13 protein-coding genes and 1 pseudogene are annotated in these 19,330 nt (G+C 44.9%); 5 read left to right on the forward strand and 9 right to left on the reverse strand.

Going from position 1 to position 19,330, the window contains the following annotated elements; genetic code table 11:
* Positions 1–24: 24 nt before the first annotated feature.
* Complete coding sequence (locus tag RTW80_RS01965; protein WP_001274887.1) at positions 25–939, reverse strand: aminoimidazole riboside kinase; 915 nt, start codon at positions 937–939, stop codon at positions 25–27.
* 215 nt (positions 940–1,154) lie between these two features.
* Between RTW80_RS01965 and cscA the strand changes: the two genes are divergently transcribed.
* A complete protein-coding gene (cscA, locus tag RTW80_RS01970) occupies positions 1,155–2,588 on the forward strand; it encodes a sucrose-6-phosphate hydrolase (RefSeq protein ID WP_000194515.1) in 1,434 nt (477 codons plus the stop codon).
* Between the two features lie 7 nt (positions 2,589–2,595).
* On the opposite strand, the gene RTW80_RS01975 is transcribed toward cscA, so the two are convergent.
* Positions 2,596–3,591: a LacI family DNA-binding transcriptional regulator gene (locus tag RTW80_RS01975; protein WP_001315771.1), complete on the reverse strand. Its 996-nt coding sequence runs from the start codon at positions 3,589–3,591 to the stop codon at positions 2,596–2,598.
* A 230-nt stretch (positions 3,592–3,821) separates the two neighbouring features.
* On the opposite strand from RTW80_RS01975, the pseudogene RTW80_RS01980 reads away from it, so the two are divergent.
* Together RTW80_RS01980 and dsdA are read left to right on the forward strand one after the other, a co-directional pair.
* Positions 3,822–4,040: pseudogene (locus RTW80_RS01980) on the forward strand (D-serine transporter DsdX); the annotation flags it as partial.
* A 17-nt stretch (positions 4,041–4,057) separates the two neighbouring features.
* Complete coding sequence (gene dsdA, locus RTW80_RS01985) at positions 4,058–5,386, forward strand: D-serine ammonia-lyase (protein WP_000426426.1); 1,329 nt, start codon at positions 4,058–4,060, stop codon at positions 5,384–5,386.
* A 107-nt stretch (positions 5,387–5,493) separates the two neighbouring features.
* Here the strand turns inward: dsdA and emrY are convergent, their stop codons facing one another.
* Together emrY and emrK are read right to left on the reverse strand one after the other, a co-directional pair.
* Positions 5,494–7,032: a multidrug efflux MFS transporter permease subunit EmrY gene (gene emrY, locus RTW80_RS01990; protein WP_001018713.1), complete on the reverse strand. Its 1,539-nt coding sequence runs from the start codon at positions 7,030–7,032 to the stop codon at positions 5,494–5,496.
* On the reverse strand, positions 7,032–8,195 hold the full coding sequence (gene emrK / locus RTW80_RS01995; protein ID WP_000435166.1) for a multidrug efflux MFS transporter periplasmic adaptor subunit EmrK: 1,164 nt from the start codon (positions 8,193–8,195) through the stop codon (positions 7,032–7,034). Before emrK ends, emrY begins: the two co-directional genes overlap by 1 nt.
* A 415-nt stretch (positions 8,196–8,610) precedes the next feature.
* On the opposite strand from emrK, the gene evgA reads away from it, so the two are divergent.
* Both evgA and evgS read left to right on the forward strand, forming a co-directional pair.
* A complete protein-coding gene (evgA, locus tag RTW80_RS02000; RefSeq protein WP_000991370.1) occupies positions 8,611–9,225 on the forward strand; it encodes an acid-sensing system DNA-binding response regulator EvgA in 615 nt (204 codons plus the stop codon).
* A 4-nt stretch (positions 9,226–9,229) separates the two neighbouring features.
* Positions 9,230–12,823 (forward strand): acid-sensing system histidine kinase EvgS, encoded by a 3,594-nt coding sequence (gene evgS, locus RTW80_RS02005; protein WP_001317243.1) that lies wholly within the window; start codon positions 9,230–9,232, stop codon positions 12,821–12,823.
* Between the two features lie 55 nt (positions 12,824–12,878).
* Here evgS and yfdE read toward each other — a convergent pair whose 3' ends face one another.
* The 5 genes from yfdE to RTW80_RS02030 all read right to left on the reverse strand — a co-directional run bounded on the left by yfdE (position 12,879) and on the right by RTW80_RS02030 (position 19,255).
* On the reverse strand, positions 12,879–14,024 hold the full coding sequence (yfdE, locus tag RTW80_RS02010; RefSeq protein ID WP_001296867.1) for a CoA:oxalate CoA-transferase: 1,146 nt from the start codon (positions 14,022–14,024) through the stop codon (positions 12,879–12,881).
* A gap of 73 nt (positions 14,025–14,097) precedes the next feature.
* A complete protein-coding gene (gene yfdV, locus RTW80_RS02015) occupies positions 14,098–15,042 on the reverse strand; it encodes a transporter YfdV (protein WP_000955028.1) in 945 nt (314 codons plus the stop codon).
* A 69-nt stretch (positions 15,043–15,111) separates the two neighbouring features.
* A complete protein-coding gene (gene oxc, locus RTW80_RS02020; RefSeq protein ID WP_001283499.1) occupies positions 15,112–16,806 on the reverse strand; it encodes an oxalyl-CoA decarboxylase in 1,695 nt (564 codons plus the stop codon).
* A 53-nt stretch (positions 16,807–16,859) separates the two neighbouring features.
* Complete coding sequence (gene frc / locus RTW80_RS02025; protein ID WP_000106759.1) at positions 16,860–18,110, reverse strand: formyl-CoA transferase; 1,251 nt, start codon at positions 18,108–18,110, stop codon at positions 16,860–16,862.
* A gap of 512 nt (positions 18,111–18,622) precedes the next feature.
* Entirely contained in the window at positions 18,623–19,255 is a 633-nt protein-coding gene (locus RTW80_RS02030; protein ID WP_000825604.1) for a YfdX family protein, read from the reverse strand.
* Positions 19,256–19,330 lie beyond the last annotated feature (75 nt).

A 19,330-nucleotide genomic window follows, 5' to 3' on the forward strand; every position in this document is an offset into this window, starting at 1 on the left:
AGCGACTTCGCCGTTTACTTCTCACTATTCCAGTTCTTGTCGACATGGCAGCGCTGTCATTGCCCCTTTCGCCGTTACTGCAAGCGCTCCGCAACGTTGAGCGAGATCGATAATTCGTCGCATTTCTCTCTCATCTGTAGATAATCCCGTAGAGGACAGACCTGTGAGTAACCCGGCAACGAACGCATCTCCCGCCCCCGTGCTATCGACACAATTCACAGACATTCCAGCAAAATGGTGAACTTGTCCTCGATAACAGACCACCACACCTTCTGCACCTTTAGTCACCAACAGCATGGCGATCTCATACTCTTTTGCCAGGGCGCATATATCCCGATCGTTCTGTGTTTTTCCACTGATAAGTCGCCATTCTTCTTCCGAGAGCTTGACGACATCCGCCAGTTGTAGCGCCTGCCGCAAACACAAGCGGAGCAAATGCTCGTCTTGCCATAGATCTTCACGAATATTAGGATCGAAGCTGACAAAACCTCCGGCATGCCGGATCGCCGTCATCGCAGTAAATGCGCTGGTACGCGAAGGCTCGGCAGACAACGCAATTGAACAGAGATGTAACCATTCGCCATGTCGCCAGCAGGGCAAGTCTGTCGTCTCTAAAAAAAGATCGGCACTGGGGCGGACCATAAACGTAAATGAACGTTCCCCTTGATCGTTCAGATCGACAAGCACCGTGGATGTCCGGTGCCATTCATCTTGCTTCAGATACGTGATATCGACTCCCTCAGTTAGCAGCGTTCTTTGCATTAACGCACCAAAAGGATCATCCCCCACCCGACCTATAAACCCACTTGTTCCGCCTAATCTGGCGATTCCCACCGCAACGTTAGCTGGCGCGCCGCCAGGACAAGGCAGTAGGCGCCCGTCTGATTCTGGCAAGAGATCTACGACCGCATCCCCTAAAACCCATACTTTGGCTGACATTTTTTTCCCTTAAATTCATCTGAGTTACGCATAGTGATAAACCTCTTTTTCGCAAAATCGTCATGGATTTACTAAAACATGCATATTCGATCACAAAACGTCATAGTTAACGTTAACATTTGTGATATTCATCGCATTTATGAAAGTAAGGGACTTTATTTTTATAAAAGTTAACGTTAACAATTCACCAAAATTGCTTAACCAGGATGATTAAAATGACGCAATCTCGATTGCATGCGGCGCAAAACGCCCTAGCAAAACTTCATGAGCACCGGGGTAACACTTTCTATCCCCATTTTCACCTCGCGCCTCCTGCCGGGTGGATGAACGATCCAAACGGCCTGATCTGGTTTAACGATCGTTATCACGCGTTTTATCAACATCATCCGATGAGCGAACACTGGGGGCCAATGCACTGGGGACATGCCACCAGCGACGATATGATCCACTGGCAGCATGAGCCTATTGCGTTAGCGCCAGGAGACGATAATGACAAAGACGGGTGTTTTTCAGGTAGTGCTGTCGATGACAATGGTGTCCTCTCACTTATCTACACCGGACACGTCTGGCTCGATGGTGCAGGTAATGACGATGCAATTCGCGAAGTACAATGTCTGGCTACCAGTCGGGATGGTATTCATTTCGAGAAACAGGGTGTGATCCTCACTCCACCAGAAGGAATCATGCACTTCCGCGATCCTAAAGTGTGGCGTGAAGCCGACACATGGTGGATGGTAGTCGGGGCGAAAGATCCAGGCAACACGGGGCAGATCCTGCTTTATCGCGGCAGTTCGTTGCGTGAATGGACCTTCGATCGCGTACTGGCCCACGCTGATGCGGGTGAAAGCTATATGTGGGAATGTCCGGACTTTTTCAGCCTTGGCGATCAGCATTATCTGATGTTTTCCCCGCAGGGAATGAATGCCGAGGGATACAGTTACCGAAATCGCTTTCAAAGTGGCGTAATACCCGGAATGTGGTCGCCAGGACGACTTTTTGCACAATCCGGGCATTTTACTGAACTTGATAACGGGCATGACTTTTATGCACCACAAAGCTTTTTAGCGAAGGATGGTCGGCGTATTGTTATCGGCTGGATGGATATGTGGGAATCGCCAATGCCCTCAAAACGTGAAGGATGGGCAGGCTGCATGACGCTGGCGCGCGAGCTATCAGAGAGCAATGGCAAACTTCTACAACGCCCGGTACACGAAGCTGAGTCGTTACGCCAGCAGCATCAATCTGTCTCTCCCCGCACAATCAGCAATAAATATGTTTTGCAGGAAAACGCGCAAGCAGTTGAGATTCAGTTGCAGTGGGCGCTGAAGAACAGTGATGCCGAACATTACGGATTACAGCTCGGCACTGGAATGCGGCTGTATATTGATAACCAATCTGAGCGACTTGTTTTGTGGCGGTATTACCCACACGAGAATTTAGACGGCTACCGTAGTATTCCCCTCCCGCAGCGTGACACGCTCGCCCTAAGGATATTTATCGATACATCATCCGTGGAAGTATTTATTAACGACGGGGAAGCGGTGATGAGTAGTCGAATCTATCCGCAGCCAGAAGAACGGGAACTGTCGCTTTATGCCTCCCACGGAGTGGCTGTGCTGCAACATGGAGCACTCTGGCTACTGGGTTAACATAATATCAGGTGGAACAACGGATCAACAGCGGGCAAGGGATCCGCGTCACTCTTCCCCCTTCACGACCTTCAATAATATGCAATGCAGCTTCCCGCCCGATAATGTCATGTGGAAGCTGAATTGTGGTCAGCGGCGGTAAAAACAGATGCCCGACGCCAACCAGATTATCAAAGCCCATTACGGCGACATCCTGCGGGATTCGTACCCCCTTCGCCAGAAGAACCTGATAAGCCACAAAGGCTGCGCGATCGTTACCACATATCAGAACATCAAAATCTGGTTTGCCCGATTTGAAGTGGTCATTGAGTAAACTTGCGAGATCGGTGTAGTGATCATCACCTGTTGCCATGTGAAATTGTTTCACCTCAGCCAGATCTCGTCCAGCATCACGCCAGGCCTGCTCAAATCCCTGCCGACGATACCCTGTTGCCAACGCACTTTCCGGTAGCCAGAAGCATAACGGTTGACGATAGCCCGCCGCGAGCAAATGCTGTGTTGATTCATATTGTGCAGTGTAATCATCAGGGATATAACTGGGTAACGCTGGGTCATCCGCCACACAGTTCGCCAATACAATATTTTCACCATACAGAGACTCAGGCAGCGTGATATGTCGCAGCCCCATTGTAGTATAGATAATGCCATCCGGACGGTGGGCAAGCAGCTGACGTGCCGCGCGGGCAGCGTCATCTTCAGAAAAAATATTGATTAAAAAACTATTCCAGCCGAACTCGCTGGCGGTTTGCTCAATGGCAAGCAGAATATCAACAGAGAAAGGAGTGGTAGCCGTGTCCTGCGCCAGCACGGCGAGAGTCGACGGCTTACGTCCTTGAGCGCGCATCTTACGGGCGGAAAGATCAGGAACATAATTCAGGGTCTGGATTGCCTGCAATACGCGGTCACGCGTTGCAGGACGCACAGATTCTGCATTATGCATCACCCGGGAGACTGTCATCATCGACACTCCCGCCAGGCGTGCGACATCCTTTAATGAAGCCATACCCAAGCCGTTTGCCGTAAAACGGGCACTGTAGCAGAAACAGACGTCACTGGCGAGATCCAACGCCCTATCACCTGACACAGCAATACAATAAAAAATAACAATAATTCCCGGACAATTGTCCCCAATTCCGCCTCTGTTCTCGCCAACGAGTAACCATATAGGCAAGTAAGTAAAACATGCCAACTGGCATCGCCAACCTGGAGAAGAAAATATAAATATGGATCATTGTGCTGCCGCTGTATCCCGACATCAGCCCGGAAATTATTGCGATTGCTATCGGTTCAGGTGCAATTGGCTGCACGATCGTTACGGACTCGCTTTTCTGGCTAGTGAAGCAATATTGCGGCGCTACGCTCAATGAAACATTTAAATACTATACGACAGCGACATTTATCGCTTCAGTCGTCGCTCTGGCGGGCACATTCCTGCTGTCATTTATCATCTAAGCGCAAAGAGACGTACTATGGAAAACGCTAAAATGAACTCGCTCATCGCCCAGTATCCGTTGGTAAAGGATCTGGTTGCTCTTAAAGAAACCACCTGGTTTAATCCTGGCACGACCTCATTGGCTGAAGGTTTACCTTATGTTGGCCTGACCGAACAGGATGTTCAGGACGCCCATGCGCGCTTATCCCGTTTTGCACCCTATCTGGCAAAAGCATTTCCTGAAACTGCTGCCACTGGGGGGATTATTGAATCAGAACTGGTTGCCATTCCAGCTATGCAAAAACGGCTGGAAAAAGAATATCAGCAACCGATCAGCGGGCAACTGTTACTGAAAAAAGATAGCCATTTGCCCATTTCCGGCTCCATAAAAGCACGCGGCGGGATTTATGAAGTCCTGGCACACGCAGAAAAACTGGCTCTGGAAGCGGGGTTGCTGACGCTTGATGATGACTACAGCAAACTGCTTTCTCCGGAGTTTAAACAGTTCTTTAGCCAATACAGCATTGCTGTGGGCTCAACCGGAAATCTGGGGTTATCAATCGGCATTATGAGCGCCCGCATTGGCTTTAAGGTGACAGTTCATATGTCTGCTGATGCCCGGGCATGGAAAAAAGCGAAACTGCGCAGCCATGGCGTTACGGTCGTGGAATATGAGCAAGATTATGGTGTTGCCGTCGAGGAAGGACGTAAAGCAGCGCAGTCTGACCCGAACTGTTTCTTTATTGATGACGAAAATTCCCGCACGTTGTTCCTTGGGTATTCCGTCGCTGGCCAGCGTCTTAAAGCGCAATTTGCCCAGCAAGGCCGTATCGTCGATGCTGATAACCCTCTGTTTGTCTATCTGCCGTGTGGTGTTGGCGGTGGTCCTGGTGGCGTCGCATTCGGGCTTAAACTGGCGTTTGGCGATCATGTTCACTGCTTTTTTGCCGAACCAACGCACTCCCCTTGTATGTTGTTAGGCGTCCATACAGGATTACACGATCAGATTTCTGTTCAGGATATTGGTATCGACAACCTTACCGCAGCGGATGGCCTTGCAGTTGGTCGCGCATCAGGCTTTGTCGGGCGGGCAATGGAGCGTCTGCTGGATGGCTTCTATACCCTTAGCGATCAAACCATGTATGACATGCTTGGCTGGCTGGCGCAGGAAGAAGGTATTCGTCTTGAACCTTCAGCACTGGCGGGTATGGCCGGACCTCAGCGCGTGTGTGCATCAGTAAGTTACCAACAGATGCACGGTTTCAGCGCAGAACAATTGCGTAATGCCACTCATCTGGTGTGGGCGACGGGAGGTGGAATGGTGCCGGAAGAAGAGATGAATCAATATCTGGCAAAAGGCCGTTAATAACGTTTCAACGCAGCATCGCAATCCTTTCCCTGGGTGAGCGATGCTGCCGATGGCGCAGACTTAAGATCCCCGGTCTTACCCGCTATAACCCCCTCCTTTTATCATCACCCAATGCCTTTCGCTGTAAACGGCGGTTTCGCAAACCAAACCAAAACCGTAAGTAAGATAAAAGCAATAGCCGCCATACGGAAAATCTCATTTGCAGAAATAGAAAGTGACTGCTGGGTTATTTCATTATTAATTTCATTAAGAACTCCTGAAAGCGAACCATAATATTTATCCATAATTTGTGACGATGAATTAAACACGGGGTTAAATTGATCGATGGTTGCTGTCAACTGACTATGGTGTAACGATTCGCGTCGTCCCCACAGCGTCATTGTCAACGACGTACCAACTGATCCTGACAAGGTACGAAAAAAATTACTCATACTCGAGGCATTGGCAAATTTATTATCTGGCAAGCCTGAAAACGAAATCGTTGTTAAGGGTAAAAAGAAACAGGCAACGGCGAATCCCTGGAAAAACTGTGGCAAAATGATGCCTGTAAAATCAATCGTTGGCATAAATGTCACAGAACGCCAGTAATAGCAAACCGCATACATCAAAAAACTAAATGTCACTAACAACCGCATGTCTATTTTGTTGCCATAACGTCCTATCAAAGGTGAAATTAATAGTGGCATGATGCCGATGGGCGCATAAGCAAGTCCGGCCCATATCGCATTATACCCCATCGTTTCCTGGAGTAACTGCGGCATAAGGACGATCGCTCCAGAGTAAAATAAATACGCGCATGTGATACTCACAATACCAATGGTGAAGTTACGGGACTTAAACAAACTGAGATCAAGAATCGGGTTCTCTGAGGTCGACTCCCAAATGACTAAAGAGATCAGAGAAATAACTGATACTACTGTTAATATTATTATTGTACTCGAGTTGAACCAATCCAGATCGCGCCCTTTATCAAGCATAATTTGCAAGCCACCAACACCGAGCACTAACAGGGTCAGTCCTGGTAGATTCATTTTGACCGGTGAAGTTTCAGTTTCTCTTCCTTTAAGTAAGGTTAAGCATAATGTCAGGACGATAATCCCCATAGGGACATTGATTAAAAATATCCAACCCCAGCTAAAGTTATCGCAAATATAACCGCCCAATATCGGCCCACATATCGGAGCGATAATCACGGTCATTGACCATAATGCCAGAGCAAATGTTCTTTTTTCTGGTGGATAATTCCTTAATAATAAACTCTGTGACAGTGGAATTAACGGCCCCGCCATTAATCCCTGAACGACTCTAAAAAATATCAGCACATCAAGATTGGTCGATAAACTACACATTAAGGAAGACAGCGAAAAAAAAGTGACTGAAAGTAAAAATAACCTTAATTCGCCTATTCTTTGTGCCAGCCTGCCGGTAACAGGGATCGCAATGGCATTTGCTACGCCAAACGAGGTGATAACCCAGGTGCCTTCGTCTGTTGATGCTCCCAGAAAGCCAGATATTGTCGGTATTGCGACGTTAGAAATAGTGGAATCCAACATTTGCATAAACGTCGCTAATGACAATGCAATAGTAACGCACCATAACGTCCCACCGGTTAATGGTGCCGGAGTCGATTTAGTGATTGCCATTAAAATTGTCCATTATGCGAAATAATGTTGCTAATTTCTTTTTCTATCGGACTGGTATCGATAACTAAAGCCTTACTGGTATAAGCCGGCATGGAGGTCACGGTTGAAGCCAGCTCAGGCATCTCGGCAATGTCTTCGTTCTTCGTATCAATAGTTGCTGTCATCGATAAACCAATACGCAAGGGATGTTCCATGAGTTCTTTTGGATCAAGAGAAACTTCAACCGGTACACGCTGAACGATTTTGATCCAGTTCCCTGTCGCATTTTGTGCAGGTAATAAGGAGAACGCATTGCCGGTTCCCATATTGATCCCTGTCACCCGACCATGAAACACAACATTTTCACCATAAAGATCGCTGATAATATTGACCGATTGACCAATCCGTACATCCGTGAGTTGTGTTTCTTTAAAGTTGGCATTAACCCACATTTGACGTGCCGGTACGACAGCCATTAACGATTGTCCGGGGCTCACTGTTTCGCCGACCTGAACACTTCGCTGGGCAATATAGCCGGTAACCGGACTCTTAATATCCGTACGTTTAAGCGCCAACCAGGCTTCTTTAGTTGCATCCGCCGCTTCAACGACTTGTGGCTGACGGTTTAATGGTGTGTTCATTACTAAAGCTTTATTCGCTTTATAAGCCTGGATAGCGGCATTCAATGCCGCTTTGCTACTTATTAACGTATCTTTGGTATGCTCCAGCGTTTCTTTTGAAATAACCCCCTGCTTCGCTAACGGCACTCGACGGTTATAATCTTCTAAAGATTGTTGATACTGAATACGTGCTGAAGCGACTTCGGCACTGTATTGTTTATCCTGTAAGTATAGTTTATTCGTTTGCCGAACAATATTTGCCAGATTATTTTTAGCTTTATTGAGTGCGATAGTGGCATCAGTTTTATCCAGTGAAACTAAAATGTCACCTTGTCGAACGTAGTTCGTATCTTTATGATTAACGACAGTGACACTACCTGAGACTTGTGCAGAAATTGGATCTGCATTCCCCGTGACATAGGCGTCATCTGTACTAATCATGTCTTCTAATTCCATTGACCAATAGGCATAGGCACCTGAAAACGCAATAAATAAAACTACCGCCAATAAAGAAAAGTATTTTCTTCTGTTAGAATGTTTTTTATTTGAATTAATCTGTTCCACTATTATCTCTCATTTCTCATAGATGAAATTTATGAATTGAATGAAAAGAGCATTCATTCTTCATATCAAACACAGTGCATGTGTTGCACATTATCCCAGGAACGTTGGAGGCCTAATTTAAATGAGGTGCAAAAAAAACAACAGAGGACTAAACCGTGGCTTTTGCAATACAATTCTTACGCCTGTAGGATTAGTGAGAAGACTTATAGTGCTAACTTGAAACTATAAATCATCGGTATAATCCCTGATTTTATTGTTGACATTTCATTTATGCCGACTATTTATATGGTATACTTGTCGAATTATCTTAAAGGAAGCTCAGATTTTCTTATTTTTATTGAGAAAATGAGATGACGCCTTATGTCTGTATTACTACAGGGAGAAGGGAGATGCTTCATTGCAAAGGGAATAATCTATGAACGCAATAATTATTGATGACCATCCTCTTGCTATCGCAGCAATTCGTAATTTATTGATCAAAAACGATATTGAAATCTTAGCGGAGTTGACTGAAGGGGGAAGCGCCGTTCAGCGGGTGGAAACACTTAAGCCTGATATCGTCATCATTGATGTCGATATCCCCGGAGTTAACGGTATCCAGGTGTTAGAAACGCTGAGGAAGCGCCAATATAGCGGAATTATTATTATTGTCTCCGCTAAAAATGACCATTTTTACGGGAAACATTGTGCTGATGCTGGCGCTAATGGATTCGTGAGTAAAAAAGAAGGCATGAACAATATCATTGCGGCTATTGAAGCTGCAAAAAATGGCTACTGCTATTTCCCCTTCTCTCTCAACCGGTTTGTTGGAAGTTTAACGTCCGACCAGCAAAAACTCGACTCCTTATCGAAACAAGAAATTAGTGTCATGCGGTATATTCTTGATGGCAAGGATAATAATGACATTGCTGAAAAAATGTTCATCAGCAACAAAACTGTCAGCACTTATAAAAGTCGCCTGATGGAAAAATTAGAATGTAAATCACTGATGGATCTTTACACATTCGCGCAACGTAACAAAATCGGCTAATCACATGAAGTTTTTACCCTATTTTTTTCTTCTCTGTTGTGGTCTTTGGTCGACCATAAGTTTCGCAGACGAAGATTACATCGAATATCGTGGCATCAGTAGTAACAACCGTGTCACACTTGATCCAGTACGTCTGAGCAACAAGGAATTACGTTGGTTAGCGAGCAAAAAAAATCTTGTGATTGCAGTACACAAGTCCCAAACGGCTACCTTGTTGCATACCGATTCGCAGCAACAGGTTCGTGGTATTAATGCTGATTATTTAAATCTTTTAAAAAGAGCGTTAAATATCAAATTAACACTCCGGGAATACGCCGATCATCAAAAAGCAATGGACGCGCTTGCAGAAGGTGAAGTCGATATAGTGTTATCACATTTAGTTACTTCGCCGCCTCTTAATAGTGACATTGCTGCAACCAAACCATTGATAATTACCTTTCCGGCGCTGGTAACCACCCTTCACGACTCAATGCGACCGCTTACCTCACCAAAACCAGTAAATATTGCTCGGGTAGCAAATTACCCCCCAGACGAGGTAATTCATCAATCGTTTCCAAAAGCAACAATTATCTCTTTTACAAATTTATATCAGGCATTAGCATCCGTATCAGCCGGACAGAATGATTACTTTATTGGTAGTAACATCATTACCAGCAGTATGATTTCCCGCTATTTCACTCACTCCTTAAATGTAGTGAAATATTATAACTCGCCGCGTCAATATAATTTTTTCTTGACCAGAAAAGAATCCGTCATTCTTAATGAAGTACTCAATAGATTTGTTGATGCTTTAACAAATGAAGTTCGCTATGAAGTTTCACAAAATTGGCTTGATACAGGAAACCTGGCCTTTCTGAACAAACCATTAGAACTCACTGAACATGAAAAACAGTGGATTAAGCAACATCCCGATTTAAAGGTGCTGGAAAATCCTTACTCTCCTCCCTATTCTATGACGGATGAAAATGGCTCGGTTCGGGGCGTTATGGGGGATATTCTTAATATTATTACCTTGCAAACAGGTTTAAATTTTTCTCCGATCACCGTTTCACACAATATCCATGCCGGAACACAGCTTAACCCCGGTGGATGGGATATAATACCTGGCGCTATTTATAGTGAAGATCGAGAAAATAATGTTTCATTTGCAGAAGCTTTCATAACAACGCCATACGTTTTTGTCATGCAAAAAGCACCTGACAGTGAACAAACATTAAAAAAAGGAATGAAAGTTGCCATTCCATATTATTATGAGCTGCATTCGCAATTAAAAGAGATGTATCCGGAGGTTGAATGGATACAGGTCGATAATGCCAGCGCTGCATTTCACAAGGTTAAGGAAGGTGAACTTGATGCTCTGGTCGCGACACAGTTAAATTCGCGTTACATGATCGATCATTACTATCCTAATGAACTTTATCATTTTCTTATTCCTGGCGTTCCGAATGCATCGCTTTCGTTCGCTTTTCCTCGCGGAGAACCGGAACTTAAGGATATTATTAATAAAGCACTGAATGCAATTCCCCCAAGCGAAGTTCTGCGCCTGACGGAAAAATGGATTAAAATGCCCAATGTGACCATTGACACATGGGACCTATATAGCGAGCAATTTTATATTGTTACGACATTATCCGTTTTATTAGTTGGCAGTAGCCTTTTATGGGGATTCTACCTGTTACGCTCAGTTCGTCGTCGTAAAGTCATTCAGGGTGATTTAGAAAACCAAATATCATTCCGAAAAGCACTCTCGGATTCCTTACCGAATCCAACTTATGTTGTAAACTGGCAAGGTAATGTCATTAGTCATAATAGTGCTTTTGAACATTATTTCACTGCGGATTACTACAAAAATGCAATGTTACCATTAGAAAACAGTGACTCACCCTTTAAAGATGTTTTTTCTAATGCGCATGAAGTCACAGCAGAAACGAAAGAAAATCGAACAATATACACACAGGTATTTGAAATTGATAATGGCATCGAGAAAAGATGCATTAATCACTGGCATACATTATGCAATCTTCCTGCAAGTGACAATGCAGTATATATTTGTGGTTGGCAAGATATTACTGAAACGCGTGATCTAATTAATGCACTCGAGGTAGAAAAAAATAAAGCGATAAAGGCTACCGTAGCAAAAAGTCAGTTTCTGGCAACGATGAGTCACGAAATAAGAACACCAATAAGCTCTATTATGGGCTTCCTGGAACTTCTGTCGGGTTCTGGTCTTAGCAAGGAGCAACGGGTGGAGGCGATTTCACTTGCCTACGCCACCGGACAATCACTCCTCGGCTTAATTGGTGAAATCCTTGATGTCGACAAAATTGAATCGGGTAACTATCAACTTCAACCACAATGGGTCGATATCCCTACTTTAGTCCAGAACACTTGTCACTCTTTCGGTGCGATTGCTGCAAGCAAATCGATCGCATTAAGTTGCAGCAGTACATTTCCTGATCATTACCTGGTTAAGATCGACCCTCAGGCGTTTAAGCAGGTCTTATCAAATTTACTGAGCAATGCTCTCAAATTTACCACCGAGGGGGCAGTAAAAATTACGACCTCCCTGGTTCACATTGATGACAACCACGCTGTTATCAAAATGACGATTATGGATTCTGGAAGTGGATTATCGCAGGAAGAACAACAACAACTCTTTAAACGCTACAGCCAAACAAGTGCAGGTCGCCAGCAAACAGGATCTGGCTTAGGCTTAATGATCTGCAAAGAATTAATTAAAAATATGCAGGGCGATTTGTCATTAGAAAGTCATCCAGGCATAGGAACAACATTTACGATCACAATCCCGGTAGAAATTAGCCAGCAAGTGGCGACTATCGAGGCAAAAGCAGAACACCCCATCACACTACCTGAAAAGTTGAGCATATTAATCGCGGATGATCATCCGACCAACAGGCTATTACTCAAACGCCAGCTAAATCTATTAGGATATGATGTTGATGAAGCCACTGATGGTGTGCAAGCGCTACACAAAGTCAGTATGCAACATTATGATCTGCTTATTACTGACGTTAATATGCCGAATATGGATGGTTTTGAGTTGACTCGCAAACTCCGTGAGCAAAATTCTTCCTTACCCATCTGGGGGCTTACAGCCAACGCACAGGCTAACGAACGTGAAAAAGGGTTAAGTTGCGGCATGAACTTATGTTTGTTCAAACCGTTGACCCTGGATGTACTGAAAACACATTTAAGTCAGTTACACCAGGTTGCGCATATTGCACCTCAGTATCGCCACCTTGATATCGAAGCCCTGAAAAATAATACGGCGAACGATCTACAACTGATGCAGGAGATTCTCATGACTTTCCAGCATGAAACGCATAAAGATCTACCCGCTGCGTTTCAAGCACTAGAAGCTGGCGATAACAGAACTTTCCATCAGTGTATTCATCGCATCCACGGTGCGGCTAACATCCTGAATTTGCAAAAGTTGATTAATATTAGCCATCAGTTAGAAATAACACCTGTTTCAGATGACAGTAAGCCTGAAATTCTTCAGTTGCTGAACTCTGTAAAAGAACACATTGCAGAGCTGGACCAGGAGATTGCTGTTTTCTGTCAGAAAAATGACTAAATAGCGGCTCCCACAATGTTCAAATGTGGGAGCTATTTACCAGCACATCTTACATTTATGATGAGAACTCCTGGCGAATTTGTTCCCCATGCTGGTCGAGCGTTGCCGCTCCCGGCATAACATGCGGGTCCGCGCAGCCGCTGATTTTTATCGGATTACCCGGCATCATTATTCCCCCGGCTTCAATCAACATATTTCTTGCCTGAGTTTGTGGCAATTTAATGGCCTCAGCCACACTTAATAACGGCGCGACGGGTACACCAACTTCATGTATTCTGGCTAACCAAACTTCAGCTGCCTGCGTTTTTAACGTCCGCTCAATATATTGTTTAAGAATAGCCTGGTTTTGTACGCGTAAAATATTGCTGCTAAATCGGGGATCATTAACCAGTTCCGTAAGCTCCAGTGCCTGGCATAACGCAGAAAAAAGCTTGTCATTACCACAACAAATCGTAATCGGCTTATCCTGAGTATTGAAAACATCAAAAGGTGCCATGTAGGGATGGCGATTTCCCAGACGTTGTGGTGACTTCCCTGTCGCGATATATGCCATCAGACCATGCTCCAGAAAACTCAGCGTGGCATCAAACATCGCTATATCGACATGCGCCCCTCTCTGGCTCTTTTCGCGGCCATAAAGTGCACTCACTATTCCGCTGAATAAATAGACACCGCCGCATAGATCCGCAAGAGATGTACCAACGCGCACTGGCGGAGCATCAGGATATCCTGTTTCCATCATTATCCCGCTCATTGCCTGAATGATGGTATCGTAGGCAGGAGCATCTTTTAGCGGACCGGTATGTCCGAAACCTGACGATGAAGCATATATGAGGCGCGGGTTGATTTCTTGAAGCGTTTCCCATGAAAACCCCAGTTTTTCCATTGTACCTGGGCGAAAATTCTCAGCTAATACATCAGCTTGTTTGAGCATATTTATAAATATACTTTTATCGTGATCATTCTTTAAATCAAGAACCACACTCTCTTTGCCATGATTAATAAAACTGTAATAGAGTGACTGTCCATCCACATAGGGACCAAATGTGCGGGTATCATCACCATGACCTGGTGGCTCAACTTTAATTACCCTTGCGCCCATATTACAAAGAAGTTGAGTTCCGAAAGGTCCATTAAGGACATGTGTCATATCGATAACTAATAAGCCTTCAAACGGCCCTTTGCTTTCATTATTTGTCATTTGCTTATGCCTTGAAAAAAGCCGAAGGTGAAAAGACACTTCGGCATTTATGTAAAATCAATAACATGATTAATTATGAAACCAGTCGACTGACATAAATCCACAAGGGAGCCGTGACGACAAAACCCAGTACGCTCACAGCCAATGACGCTGTACCAGTGCGGGTGTAGACATTAAACCGGCTGGCAATAATGATTCCGGAGAATGCCGGCGGTAATGCGCCTGCCAGTACCATCATCTGCAAATGTTCGCTGTTCAAATGACATGCCATACCAACGAGAAGCAGCGCCAGTGGCATCAGAATCAGCTTCAGGAAGGTGTTATAAGCAATTTCGGCACTGAACTCGAATTTATGTGCAGCCAGAGTCAACCCCGCAGCGAATACCGCTACCCCTGAGTTAGCCTTCGCAATCAGATTAAAGGTTGGGTCCCATGCTGCCGGAATTTTTACCCCAACCAACACCAGGATCGTTGCCAGAACAGGTGCCCATACAACTGGCTCCTTTGCCGCAGAAATTAATGCGCTCAGATTACTATTCTTCTTACCATCCGCTCCTGAGGAAGGATTCAGCAAATACAGACCAATAGGAATAGTAATTGCGTTAACAATAATAGAAATAATTGCTACCACTAAACCTGTTGATACGGAATCACCATAAATAGGATCGAGAACTGCAAACCCCAGGAATCCAATGGTAGGTGAACCTGCAATTAATGCACATACAGCTGCTTCTGCATGGGTACGTTTAAAAAATTTGTAGCAACCGAACCAGGAGAAAAAGAAACATCCGACAATAACCACAAGTGATACAAGGGTCAGACGAGTGTCCGCAAAAATCATTTCCCTGTTTGCCCGAGTAATAGATACAAATAGAGCCGCAGGAAGCGCGTAGTTTAATACCAGTTTATTAAATGCCCGAGCTTGATCTTCTGAAAATGTTTCTCGTCTGCCGCTAAAATAACCCAACAGCATGATTACGATAATAGGCAATAAATCGCCAATAAAAAATGTTAGCATAATAGTATTTCCGATAAGGGTCCCCTCACCATCGCATAATGAGTTGGCAAGAGGAGACGATGTCAGTATTTAATTACCAGCGACTTGTTTTGGGTTAAGTTTGGTAATATGGCCACTTTCAGTTCCTGCTGCAGGGTCGATGACCACATTAATAATGGTCGGTTTGCGCGACTGAATACCGGTGGTTAAAGCATGACGAAGTTCATCTGTCGTGGTGACGTTATAGCCAACGCCACGAAACGCATCCATTAATTTGTCATACCTTGCATGGTGCAACAGATCCGTTGGTGATGGTGCACCAGCGCCACTGAGATCAACACCGTCTCCTCTGTAGATGCCGCCATTATTAAAAATAACGATCGTCACCGGCAGGTTATATCGACAAATCGTTTCAATTTCCATCCCACTGAAACCAAAAGCACTATCACCTTCAATGGCGACAACCGGAGAACCAGAAGTCACGCTAGCACCGATGGCATAGCCCATACCGATGCCCATGACACCCCAGGTACCACAATCCAGACGACGACGTGGTTTATACATATCAATAATATTTCGTGCATTATCCAGGGTATTTGCACCTTCATTAACTAAATAAATATCCTGGTTCTCGCGCAATACGTCGCGCACAGCACTTAATGCATTAAAGTAATTTAATGGTTGAGTATCTGTACTTAATTTTTCATGCATTTTTTGTGCATTTTGCTGCTTGTGGATATTTAAAATATCGCGCCATACCAGTGGAGTCGTAAATGTGTTTTGTTTCAGTTCTGCCAGCATACCTTGCATACTGGATGCAATATCACCAACGACTGGCACAGCAATGGGGCGGTTGCTGTCAATTTCCTGCGGTTCAATATCCAGTTGAATAAACTGTGTATCTGCCGCCCATCCTTTTTTACCGTGTGCCAATAACCAATTCAGTCGTGCACCAACAAGCATGACAACGTCAGCATTTGCCAGGGCAAACGAACGCGCAGCTGCCGCAGAAAGTGGATGCGTATCTTCAAGGATCCCTTTCGCCATAGACATTGGCAGGAATGGAATCTGAGTACTTTCAATAAATTCACGAAGCTGTTCATCAGCTTGTGAATACGCCGCGCCTTTGCCAAGGATAATTAATGGCCGTTCAGCTTTTGCTAAAAGCGAAATTGCGCTAGTGACTGACTTCGGGCATGGCAATAATGCTGGCGACGGATTTTCAACTTTAACAATCGTGGTTAACGCTTCGTCTTTTTCCATCGTCGCGGCCAGGACATTTGCTGGCAAATCAAGATAAACTCCGCCAGGGCGACCCGATACAGAGACCCGGATAGCGCGTGCCAATGCAATGCCAAGATCCTGCGGCTGATTAACGCGAAATGCTGCTTTGGCATACGGTTTTGCCGCATTCATTTGGTCCAGCTCTTCATAATCACCTTGCTGTAGGTCGACGATCGCGCGGTCGCTGGAGCCGCTAATCATGATCATCGGAAAACCATTTACCGTTGCGTTGGCCAATGCGGTCAAACCATTGAGGAATCCTGGCGCAGAAACTGTCAGGCAGATCCCCGGTTTTTGGGTAAGAAAACCGCTTGCCGCAGCGGCATAGCCTGCCGACTGCTCATGACGAAAACCAATATAACGAATGCCTTCCGCCTGGGCATGGCGTGCCATATCCGTCACAGGAATACCTACAACACCATAAATAGTGTCAATATTATTCTGTTTTAATGCTTCAACGATGATATGCATACCATCTGTCATTTGAAGTTGATCTGACATGATTAATAACCTCGAAATTTTTATAAATTGGGAGCCAGAAGCCCCCGTTAATATCAGATGGCGTGGTTTTGCTTCATTGCAGCAATTTCATCGTCGCTATAACCCAGCTCCTGCAATACAGCAGCGGTATGTTCACCTAATAGCGGCGCAGCTTTAATATCCGGCGTAAAGGCAGAGAATTTCATTGGACAACCAACGGTCAGATATTTTCCACGCAACGGTTGTTCCACTTCAACAACACTGCCACTTTGGCGCAAAGAGGGATCAAGTGAAATTTCTTTCATACTTAAAACCGGTGCACAAGGAATATCAAACTGAGTCAAATAGGCCACCGCTTCATGTTTATCAATAGTGACAGTGTATTTTTCGATTTCAGCAAAAATATCGAAAATATGTGGCTGTCGTGCATGGGCTGTACTGTATGCCGGATCGGTAATCCATTCTGGTTTGCCGATGGCTTTACAGGTGTTTTCCCAGTTTTGCTCCTGAATAGTGAAATAAATATAGGCGTTAGGATCGGTTTCCCAGCCTTTACATTTCAGGATCCAGCCAGGCTGACCGCCACCACCTGCATTACCACCGCGGGGAACTGCATCACCAAATGTACCATTCGGATACTGCGGGTATTCTTCCAGATAACCCAATTTATCGAGACGCTGCTGGTCACGTAATTTCACGCGGCAAAGGTTCAATACGGCATCCTGCATTGACATGGTGACTCGTTGCCCACGCCCCGTTTTTTCGCGATGCAGCAAAGCAGCAAGTAAACCGATCAGCAAATGCATTCCGGTGTTGCTGTCACCCAACGCTGCAGCGCTTACCAGCGGCGGACCATCCCAAAAACCCGTAGTGGATGCCGCGCCACCCGCTGCCTGAGCAACGTTTTCATAGGCTTTTACATTCACATAAGGCGAACACTCATCAAACCCTTTGATCGAACCAAAAATCAGACGTGGATTGATTTCTTGAATATGCTCCCAGGTGAAGCCCATGTGATCAATGGCCCCTGGATGAAAGTTCTCGACTAAGATATCAGCTTCGCGGATCAGCTTTTCCATTACCTCTTTGCCTTCCGCTGTTTTGGTATTTAACTCAATAGAACGTTTGTTACTGTTAAGCATGGTGAAGTAAAGCGCATCGATATCAGGAATATCTCGCAGCTGGTGACGCGTTACGTCACCAACGCCGGGACGTTCAATTTTAATAACGTCAGCGCCAAACCAGGCCAGCATTTGAGTACAAGATGGGCCAGATTGCACACCGGTGAAATCGAGAACTTTAATTCCTTGAAGTGGAGTTGACATAGCAATACCTATTAGTTAATTAAATATGTGTTAATTTAGCGTTTATTTAAGGCGTAATATCTTCTATAAATAACCCGCAAAATATCGTCGTAGCGGCACTCGATATTTTCACATTCCTGTATCAAGTGCTGAAAATCATTTCATCGCCACTTCCAATTCCTTTCTGCATGGTAAGTAGTGAGGACGAAAAGAAGAATATGATAAATATTGCTTCGCGGTAATCAGAGAGAGCCGCGAGATTTGTGATGTTATTCTTACAACTGTAAGAAGCGCCGGTGATTTACAAGCAAGGGTATGATTACGCTTTTTAAAGCGTACCATAAAACATAACATAATAAATGATTTGTGATGACACGGGATTATTGCGGTTTACTTTGAGGAATATAAAATGCGAGTTTATAGCACCGCGAGCGCCAAATAATTTTATGACCACAACCTGTCGTATTGTGGTCATAAAAAATTGTCGGCTGGAGGGAGTTAAATCCTTTACCTCAATATACTGCCTGTCAGCATTAGTTCACAAACAGTGCTTCGCTATCGACGATGATTCCATCTTCCGCACCTTTAAGCGCCAGGTTTGCCTCGTAGTATTGCTTTTTATCAAGCAGTTTCTGCGCATCAGCAAGTGCATTACGAGTCTGTTTAAGTGGCATCAGATATTGGTTTTCCATTACGCCAACACCGGCCAGGCGAAGCTCTTCCATTGCGCCCTTTTTATCCCCTTTCGCCATTTTTTCATTGGCAATTTTTATCGCGGCTTCTTTTTCGGGAGTTGCTACATAACTCTCAGAAATTCCGACAGATGCATTAATGACAATATATTGGTCATCATTGAGATTGGTCTTTTTACCTGGCTTAGCGAACTTTGCCCATTCGGTACTGTCATCTGACAGCAAAGCGGAAGCTTCATTGGTCAGTTCTTTTGCCTTTTCTGGATCGCCATGAAACAGAGCCAGGCGCGCTACCTGCACGTCACGCATCGCATATAAACCTTGTTCAGAGATACGCTCTGCTGCTGCCGTTTTCTGGGTTTGCTGAACTTGCTGAGTTTGCTGTTGTGCCGCTACCGGTGCATTATCAGCAGCCCATACAGTTGAAGATGCCAGAATTGCTGTGACCATCGTAGCCATAATTAAACGTTTCATACTTACCTCATTCTTTAACAGTTTTAGAAAACGCCGCCATCATATTGGGTGAGCATGAAATGAGAAATCAGAGAG

The sequence above is a fragment of the Escherichia sp. AM3 genome (assembly GCF_032029835.1).
In the GTDB taxonomy this organism is placed as follows: Bacteria; Pseudomonadota; Gammaproteobacteria; order Enterobacterales; family Enterobacteriaceae; genus Escherichia; species Escherichia coli.

What these genes read in the sequence shown, in the direction of transcription:
- emrY (WP_001018713.1), bottom strand. Translation starts at nt 7,032, where the DNA reads ATGGCAATCACTAAATCGACTCCGGCACCATTAACCGGTGGGACGTTA.
- yfdE (WP_001296867.1), bottom strand. Translation starts at nt 14,024, where the DNA reads ATGACAAATAATGAAAGCAAAGGGCCGTTTGAAGGCTTATTAGTTATC.
- oxc (WP_001283499.1), bottom strand. Translation starts at nt 16,806, where the DNA reads ATGTCAGATCAACTTCAAATGACAGATGGTATGCATATCATCGTTGAA.
- dsdA (WP_000426426.1), top strand. Translation starts at nt 4,058, where the DNA reads ATGGAAAACGCTAAAATGAACTCGCTCATCGCCCAGTATCCGTTGGTA.
- evgS (WP_001317243.1), top strand. Translation starts at nt 9,230, where the DNA reads ATGAAGTTTTTACCCTATTTTTTTCTTCTCTGTTGTGGTCTTTGGTCG.
- RTW80_RS01965 (WP_001274887.1), bottom strand. Translation starts at nt 939, where the DNA reads ATGTCAGCCAAAGTATGGGTTTTAGGGGATGCGGTCGTAGATCTCTTG.
- cscA (WP_000194515.1), top strand. Translation starts at nt 1,155, where the DNA reads ATGACGCAATCTCGATTGCATGCGGCGCAAAACGCCCTAGCAAAACTT.
- frc (WP_000106759.1), bottom strand. Translation starts at nt 18,110, where the DNA reads ATGTCAACTCCACTTCAAGGAATTAAAGTTCTCGATTTCACCGGTGTG.
- evgA (WP_000991370.1), top strand. Translation starts at nt 8,611, where the DNA reads ATGAACGCAATAATTATTGATGACCATCCTCTTGCTATCGCAGCAATT.
- yfdV (WP_000955028.1), bottom strand. Translation starts at nt 15,042, where the DNA reads ATGCTAACATTTTTTATTGGCGATTTATTGCCTATTATCGTAATCATG.
- RTW80_RS02030 (WP_000825604.1), bottom strand. Translation starts at nt 19,255, where the DNA reads ATGAAACGTTTAATTATGGCTACGATGGTCACAGCAATTCTGGCATCT.
- RTW80_RS01975 (WP_001315771.1), bottom strand. Translation starts at nt 3,591, where the DNA reads ATGGCTTCATTAAAGGATGTCGCACGCCTGGCGGGAGTGTCGATGATG.